The following is a 7,711-nucleotide window of genomic DNA, read 5'->3' as shown; positions in this document are numbered from 1 at the left end:
CCCGGCCCCCCGCGGCGGGGGCGGCCGCCCCGCCCCCCGCCGTTCGGGTGGGTGGGGGGGGGGGCCCCGGCGCCCCCCCCCCCCCCCCCCCCCCCCCCCCCCCCGCCGTCGTTTCGGCAGCTCAGCGCCATGATGGTCGGATCATCGGCCCGGTGTGACACTCCGGTCTTTGTCCGTTCCCGGTGACCGCTTCGTCACCGATCGGCCACCGACCCCGGTCGGGTGCCGACCGCCGCGGGCGGCCGGGCGAGGCTGGCAGCGCTCCACTGGTTCGCCGTCATCCCGGAGGTGGGCGCATGCCCGGCCGAGAGCTCTGGTCGTACGTCGAGATCGCCCGGCACATCAACGTGCAGGCCGAGACCGTCCGCAACTACAAGCGGCACGGACTGCTGCCCGAACCGGACCGGGTGGACTCCGCCGGGCACCCGCGCTGGTACGCCGACACCATCCGGGAGTGGGCCCGCGGCCGCCCCGGCCGCCGCTGACGGGGGCCCGCCCCGTCCTGGTGATTCCGCCCACAGCCCGGCACGGGAGAGGGGGCAAAGTGCCGCCCGGCCCTTACCCTCGACAGTCAAAGACCCCGCTCCGCCCCGCCGGCGGCGCGGACGGCCGCGGACGATGGCCCGACGGGGCGGGAAGGGCTCGGCATGAAACTGACCGTGGTGGGGTGCTCGGGGAGCTTCCCGTCCGTGGACTCCCCCTGCTCCAGCTATCTGGTGGAGGCGGACGGCTACCGCCTGGTGGTCGACCTCGGCAACGGCGCGCTCGGCGCGCTGCAGAAGTACACCGGGCTGTACGACGTGGACGCGGTCCTGCTCAGCCACCTGCACGCGGACCACTGCATCGACCTGTGCGCCTACTGGGTGGCCCGCAACTACCGGGTCGAGGGCTGCCCCGATCCGGTGCCGGTGTACGGCCCGACCGGCACCGCCGAGCGCCTCGCCCGCGCCTACGACATGCCCGCGGAACCCGGGATGACCGAGGTCTTCGACTTCCGCGACCTCGCCGACGGCGCCCGCCTGAAACTCGGCCCGCTGACCGTCACCGCCGTCCGGGTCAACCACCTGGACTGCGAGGCGTACGGCTTCCGGATCGAGCACGGCGGCCGCAGCCTGGTCTACTCCGGGGACACCGGGATCTGCCCGGACCTGGTCGAACTCGCCCGCGGCACCGACCTGTTCCTCTGCGAGGCGGCTTACACCGAGGGCAAGGAGAGCTTCGACTCGATCCACCTCAACGGCCGGCAGGCCGGCGAGCACGCCGCCGCGGCCGGGGCCAAGCACCTGGTGCTCACCCACATCCCGCCGTGGACCGACCGGCAGCGCAACCGCGAGGACGCCGCCGAGGCGTTCCCCGGACCGGTGGACCTGGCGGTCGCCGGAGCCGTCTACGAGCTGTGAACCGGCGTCAGCCAGTGCCGGTACCGCACGTCCTCCCCGCTCACCGCGGCCCGGTACGCCTCCGCCAGCTTCCTGGTCAACTCGCCCTCCGCCGACGGTAGTTCACGGTCGTCCAGGGAGGCGACCGGGACCACCCCGGCGGCCGTGCCGGAGATGAACACCTCGTCCGCCGCGTACAGGTCCGAGCGCAGCAGGCTCTCCACCCGCACCTCCACGCCCAGGTCCCGGGCCAGCGTCAGCACCGTGGACTGGGTGATCCCCTCCAGCGCGCCCGCGCTCGCCGGGGGCGTGCGCAGCACGCCGTCGCGCACCGCGAAGACGTTCTCCGAGCTGCACTCGCTGACCGAGCCGTCGGTGGCCAGCAGCAGCGCCTCGTCGTAGCCCGCGTCGGTGGCCTCCCGCCGGGCCAGCGCCGAGTTGAGGTACGGGCCGGTGCCCTTCGCCGCCGGGGGGACCGAGTTGGGGTCGTTGCGCCGCCAACTGCTGGTCATCAGTCGCAGCCCGCGCCCGCCCAGGTAGTCCGGCCACTCCCAGGAGGTGATGGCCACGCTGGTGGGGGAGTGGCGCATGTCCAGCCCCATCGACCCGTAGCCCAGGAACGCCAGGTGCCGCAGGTAGCACGCCCGGTGGCCGTTGGCCCGCACCAGTGCCACCGTCGCCGCGCACAACTCATCGACGGAGTACGGCAGTTCGATGCGCAGCATGCGGGCGCTGCGGGCCATCCGGAGCATGTGCTCCGCGAGTCGGAACACCGCCGGCCCGTCGGCGGTCTCGAACACCCGGGTGCCTTCCAACACCCCGGTGCCGTAGTGCAGTCCATGGGTGAGCACGTGGACGCGCGCCTCGTGCCAGGGCACCAGCGCGCCGTCGAACCAGATCACGGAAGCCTCGGGAATCGCCATGCCGCCCATCCTGCGCAGCCGGGTCCGCCCGGCGAAGGGCCCCGGCGGCGCCGGATCAGGCCATGGCCGCCACCGGAGCACCCGTCTCGGATGCTGGAAACCGCCGTCCGACCCCCGGGCGCGGGCATAGGGTCGCCGCCGTGGAGACCAGCACCGCCCTGTATGCCCGCCTGCTCGCCGATCCCGGCCGCGCGCTGGACTCCCTGCGTGAGGAACTCGGCTGCGGAGAGCGGGAGTTCACCGAAGCGCTGGGCGAGCTGCGGACCCTCGGACTGCTCCAGCAGACCACCCGCACCGCGAGCGGCGTGGCGCCCGTCTCGGTCGACACCGCCGTCCGCCACCTGCTCGCCGACTCCGACCACCGCATCGACACGCTGCTCGGCGAGGCCCGCAGCACCCGCGACCGGATCGAGCGGCTGCACACCCGCTACCTGCCGCTGCACACCGGCACCGCCCACGAGCTGGTCCGCGGCGCCGACCGGATCGCCGCACTGCTGGAGGACGCCGCCCGCGCCGCCCGCAGCGAGGCGCTCTCGCTGCGGCCCGGCCAGGACCAGTCCGAGAGCGGCCTGGCCGAGAAGCTCGCCCGCGAGCGGATCGCCCTGGCCCACCGGGTCGCGCTGCGCACCATCTACCCGGCCGCCGCGCTGCACCAGGCCGCGGTACTCGCCCACGTCCAGCAGCTCACCGCGGCCGGCGCCAGCATCCGGGTCGCGCACACGCTGCCGCTGTGGCTGATCGTGGTCGACGCCGGCCTCGCGGTGCTGCCCGCGCCCGGCGAGCCGCTGGGCACAGCGGCGGTGGTGGTCCGCGACCGCGCCGTGGTGAGCGTAGTCCGCGAGCTCTTCGAGCACTTCTGGGCCGCGTCCTGGGTCCCCCCGGAGCTGCTCGGCCGCACCACCCCCGACGACCGCCACCGCGAGGTGCTCCGCCTGCTCGCCGCCGGCCTCACCGACCAGGCCATCGGCCGCAAGCTCGAGATCTCCGACCGCACCGTCCGCCGCCTGGTCGCCGACCTCACCACCGCCCTCGGCGCCCAGTCCCGCTTCCAGGCGGGCGTCCACGCCACCAGGCTGGGCTGGATCTGAGGAGCGCTCAGCCGTCCTCGAACCCGTCCTCCTCGCGGCCCGGTGTCTTCAGGTCGAAGCGGATGATCACGAATCTGAACACCGTGTAGTAGACCGCCGCGAACACCAGGCCGATCGGGATGATCAGCCAGGGGTGCGTCGCGTAGCGCCAGTTGAGGACGTAGTCGATCACGCCGGCGGAGAAGGTGAAGCCGTGGTGCACGCCGAGCGCCCAGGTGACCACCATGGAGGCGGCGGTCAGCAGGGCGTGGATGCCGTACAGGACCGGGGCGATGAAGAGGAAGGCGAACTCGATCGGTTCGGTGATGCCGGTGGCGAAGGAGGTGAGGGCGAGGGAGAACATCATGCCGAGCACGGCGCGGCGCCGTTCCGGGCGGGCGCAGTGGGCGATGGCGAGGGCCGCGGCGGGCAGGCCGAACATCATGACCGGGAAGAAGCCGGACATGAACTGGCCCGCGCTGGGGTCGAGTTGGAAGAAGCGGTTCTGGTCGCCGTGGACCAGCTTGCCGGCCGAGTCGGTGAAGCTGCCGGCCTGCTGCCAGAAGAAGGTGTTGACGAACTGGTGCATGCCGAACGGCAGCAGGGCCCGGTTGGCCAGCCCGAAGATCCCGGAGCCGAGCGCGCCGAGCCCGATCACCCAGTTGCTGAAGCCGTCCACGGCCGAGCCGATCGGACCCCAGCACAGCCCGAAGAAGATGCCCAGCCCGGTGCCGACGAAGGCCATGACGATCGGCACCAGCCGCCGCCCGTTGAAGAAGCCCAGCCAGTCCACCAGCCGGGTGCGGTGCAGGCGCTGCCACAGCACGGCGGCCAGCAGCCCGACCACCAGCCCGCCGAGCACGCCCGGGTCCTGGTAGGTGGCCTCCACGTCGTGGCCGGGCAGCACCTGGTAGGGCGTCTTGGGGAAGGCGGTGAGCACCTGGTGGTACGTCAGGAAGCCGACCAGCGCGGCCAGCGCGGTGGAGCCGTCGGCCTTCTTCGCGAAGCCGATCGCGATGCCGACGCAGAACAGCAGCGGCATCCAGTCGAAGACCGCGTGCCCGGAGGCGGCGAACACCTCGGCGACCTTGGTCCAGCCCAGGCCCTCGGAGCCGAAGACGTCGTCCTGGCCGAGCCGCAGCAGGATGCCGGCCGCGGGCAGCACGGCGATCGGGAGCTGCAGGCTGCGCCCGACCTTCTGCAGTGGCTGGAAGACCCGGGAGCGCCACTCCCGTCCGCCCGGTGCCGCGACGGGTGCCTGCGCAGTCGTACTCATTCGGGGTGGGTCCTCACGGCAGCGCGATCCTGGTCTAGACCACTGATGGCCTCGTGAGTTTTTCTAGCACGCGTCGAACAGCCACCGGAACCCTCTTAAGGTTCGCCGGGGACAAGCGCTACGGAATCGAAACCTTGGCCCGGTTGACGATCCCTCAATTAACGCCGTGGACCCGCCTTTCGCCATCCGGAGCAACAAATGCCGCACCCCCCGGCGCGGGGGGTGCGGCACCGCTGAGCTGCGGGCTCAGGCCTTGGTGACGTCCTCGACCTCGTCGTCGTCCTCGCGACCCGGTGTCTTCAGGTCGAATTTGACGATGACGAAGCGGAAGAGCACGTAGTAGACCACCGCGAAACACAGGCCGATCGGGATGATCAGCCAGGGTTTCGTGGCCAGGTTCCAGTTGATGACGTAGTCGATCAGACCGGCCGAGAAACTGAAGCCGTCGTGGACGCCGAGCCCCCAGGTGATCGCCATCGAGGCGCCGGTGAGCAGGGCGTGGATCCCGTACAGCAGGGGGGCCACGTAGGCGAAGGAGTACTCGACGGGTTCGGTGACGCCGGTGACGAAGGAGGTCAGGGCGACCGAGGTCATCAGGCCGTAGATCTCCTTGCGCCGGTGCGGCTTGGCGCAGGCCGCGATGGCCATGGCGGCGGCGGGGAGCGCGAACATCATGATCGGGAAGAAGCCGGAGAGGAACTGGCCGGCCGTCGGGTCGCCGGCCAGGAAGCGGCCGATGTCGCCGGTGGCGGTCTTGCCGGTGGCGGCGTTGGTGTAGGTGCCGAACTGGAACCAGACGAAGGTGTTCAGCAGCTGGTGCATGCCGATCAGCAGCAGGGCACGGTTGGCGACGCCGAAGATGCCGGAGCCGAGGGAGCCCAGGTCGGAGAGCGACTTGGAGAAGTGCTCCAGCCCGTCGCCGATGGGCTGCCAGATCCACACCATCAGCGAGCCGAACAGCAGGCCGACCAGTGCGGTGATCATCGGGACCAGGCGGCGGCCGTTGAAGAAGCCCAGCCAGTCGACCAGCTTGACCCGGTGGTAGCGCACCCACAGCCAGGCCGAGAAGAGGCCCATCGAGATGCCGCCGAGTACGCCGGGATTCTGGAAGGCGGCCGACTCCACCGTCTTGGCGGTGAAGTCGACGCAGGCCGTGCCCTCGAGGACCGAGGGGGGCGGGCAGGCCTTCGGGAAGGCGTGCAGGACGCCGTAGTAGACCAGGAAGCCGGCCACCGCGGCGAGCGCGGTGGAGCCGTCGGCCTTCTTGGCCATGCCGATCGCCACGCCGATGCAGAACAGCAGCGGCAGGCCGAGCGCCGGGTTGAGCAGCGCGCCGCCGGCGGCGGCGATCGCTGCGGCGACCTTGTTCCAGCCGAGGCCGTCCTTGCCGAAGATGTCGTCCTGGCCGAAGCGGGTCAGGAGGCCGGCGGCGGGCAGGACGGCGACCGGCAGCTGGAGGCTGCGGCCCATCTTCTGCAGGCCGCCGTAGAAGGTGTGCCACCACGTGGACTGATGCGCCGTGGCGCCTGGTGAACTCATCGTCGGCCCTCCGCTGCCGTGCCCGTCGGTCTTAGGGGTTCGTCCGTGCGTCGGCCAGGAACAACGGCGGACCGCGCCGCGTTGTGCGGGTACACCTAGAATTGGTGTAGACCACTTCCGGGCGAATGCGGAGCCGCCGGTTCGAGATCCCGATGATCGTCATCCTCCGGGTGGCGGGACGGCGGCCGCGCGCGGAGCTGGTCCGAAAGTGGACTAACGTGGCATATCGGTCGGAAACGGGTGATGCTGGTCGCGCCGTCGGACGGCGCGGCAGACTGATGCCGTGTCACCTCCGGCCGGTACCACCGCACACCGCAGTACGGCACCAGGCGACCGACCGCCGAAGCGCCGAGACAGAGGGAGAAACACCATGGCCACCAAGGCAGAGAAGATCGTCGCCGGTCTCGGCGGAATCGAGAACATCGACGAGGTGGAGGGCTGCATCACCCGGCTGCGCACCGAGGTCCATGACGCCAGCAAGGTGGACGAGGCCGCTCTGAAGGCGGCGGGTGCCCACGGTGTGGTGAAGATGGGCACGGCGATCCAGGTCGTCATCGGCACCGACGCCGACCCGATCGCCGCCGAGATCGAGGACATGATGTGAGCTGAGTCGCCGGCTCGCCGTACCGCCCGGCCCGCCCCCGCACCCGCGGGAGGCGGGCCGCGGCACGTCGGGGACCCGATACGCTCGGTCGCATGTCACGCATCGACGGCCGCACCCCCGACCAGCTCCGCCCCGTCACCATCGAACGCGGGTGGAGCAAGCACGCCGAAGGCTCCGTCCTGGTCTCCTACGGCGACACCAAGGTGCTCTGCACCGCGAGCGTCACCGAGGGCGTCCCGCGCTGGCGCAAGGGCAGCGGCGAGGGCTGGGTGACCGCCGAGTACGCCATGCTCCCGCGTTCCACCAACACCCGCGGCGACCGCGAGTCGGTGCGCGGCAAGATCGGCGGCCGCACCCACGAGATCAGCCGGCTGATCGGCCGTTCGCTGCGCGCCGTGGTCGACCACCGGGCGCTCGCCGAGAACACCATCGTGCTCGACTGCGACGTGCTGCAGGCCGACGGCGGCACCCGCACCGCGGCGATCACCGGCGCCTACGTGGCGCTGGTCGACGCGGTCTCCTGGGCGCGCGAGAAGAAGCTGCTGCGGGCCAAGGGCCAGCCGATCACCGGCGGCGTCAGCGCGGTCAGCGTGGGCATCATCGGCGGCGTGCCGATGCTCGACCTCCAGTACGAGGAGGACGTCCGCGCCGAGACCGACATGAACATCGTCTGCACCTCCGACGGGCGCTTCGTCGAGGTCCAGGGCACCGCCGAGGGCGCCCCCTTCGACCGCGACCTGCTCAACCAGCTGCTCGACCTCGGCACCCTGGGCTGCGCCGAGCTCGACGAGATCCAGCGCAAGGCGCTGGAGGCGTAACGCCAGGGCGGGAACCGGGATGGGCTGAACGGCCGTCAGTTGTCCAAAGGGATGCCCGTACGTGCTGTACAGGGCGTACGGGCAGACCTTAACGTTCGCTGAGAA

The 7,711-nt window shown here is 71.4% G+C and carries 8 protein-coding genes; 5 read left to right on the top strand and 3 right to left on the bottom strand.

Going from position 1 to position 7,711, the window contains the following annotated elements:
• The first annotated feature begins 296 nt into the window (after positions 1-296).
• On the top strand, positions 297-485 hold the full coding sequence (locus ACWD4U_RS23815) for a MerR family transcriptional regulator (RefSeq protein ID WP_363456156.1): 189 nt from the start codon (positions 297-299) through the stop codon (positions 483-485).
• 162 nt (positions 486-647) lie between these two features.
• Complete coding sequence (locus ACWD4U_RS23810; protein WP_363456153.1) at positions 648-1,400, top strand: MBL fold metallo-hydrolase; 753 nt, start codon at positions 648-650, stop codon at positions 1,398-1,400.
• On the opposite strand, the gene ACWD4U_RS23805 is transcribed toward ACWD4U_RS23810, so the two are convergent.
• A complete protein-coding gene (locus ACWD4U_RS23805; protein ID WP_363456151.1) occupies positions 1,388-2,302 on the bottom strand; it encodes a branched-chain amino acid transaminase in 915 nt (304 codons plus the stop codon). The two genes, ACWD4U_RS23810 and ACWD4U_RS23805, sit on opposite strands and share 13 nt — an antisense overlap.
• Before the next feature lie 140 nt (positions 2,303-2,442).
• On the opposite strand from ACWD4U_RS23805, the gene ACWD4U_RS23800 reads away from it, so the two are divergent.
• Complete coding sequence (locus ACWD4U_RS23800) at positions 2,443-3,390, top strand: helix-turn-helix transcriptional regulator (RefSeq protein WP_363456148.1); 948 nt, start codon at positions 2,443-2,445, stop codon at positions 3,388-3,390.
• 7 nt (positions 3,391-3,397) lie between these two features.
• Here the strand turns inward: ACWD4U_RS23800 and ACWD4U_RS23795 are convergent, their stop codons facing one another.
• Together ACWD4U_RS23795 and ACWD4U_RS23790 are read right to left on the bottom strand one after the other, a co-directional pair.
• A complete protein-coding gene (locus tag ACWD4U_RS23795) occupies positions 3,398-4,645 on the bottom strand; it encodes a PTS transporter subunit EIIC (protein ID WP_363456145.1) in 1,248 nt (415 codons plus the stop codon).
• A 246-nt stretch (positions 4,646-4,891) separates the two neighbouring features.
• Entirely contained in the window at positions 4,892-6,184 is a 1,293-nt protein-coding gene (locus tag ACWD4U_RS23790) for a PTS transporter subunit EIIC (protein ID WP_363456142.1), read from the bottom strand.
• Positions 6,185-6,554: 370 nt separating this feature from the next.
• On the opposite strand from ACWD4U_RS23790, the gene ACWD4U_RS23785 reads away from it, so the two are divergent.
• Together ACWD4U_RS23785 and rph are read left to right on the top strand one after the other, a co-directional pair.
• The gene (locus ACWD4U_RS23785) at positions 6,555-6,788 is read left to right on the top strand and encodes a PTS glucose/sucrose transporter subunit IIB (protein WP_363456140.1); all 234 of its coding nucleotides are present in this window, start codon (positions 6,555-6,557) and stop codon (positions 6,786-6,788) included.
• Between the two features lie 92 nt (positions 6,789-6,880).
• Positions 6,881-7,606: a ribonuclease PH gene (rph, locus tag ACWD4U_RS23780; protein ID WP_363456137.1), complete on the top strand. Its 726-nt coding sequence runs from the start codon at positions 6,881-6,883 to the stop codon at positions 7,604-7,606.
• Positions 7,607-7,711 lie beyond the last annotated feature (105 nt).

Source organism: Kitasatospora sp. NPDC002522, from assembly GCF_053595195.1.
Note: the sequence above shows the minus strand (reverse complement) of the source record. Positions and strands in the feature narration are given on the sequence as shown.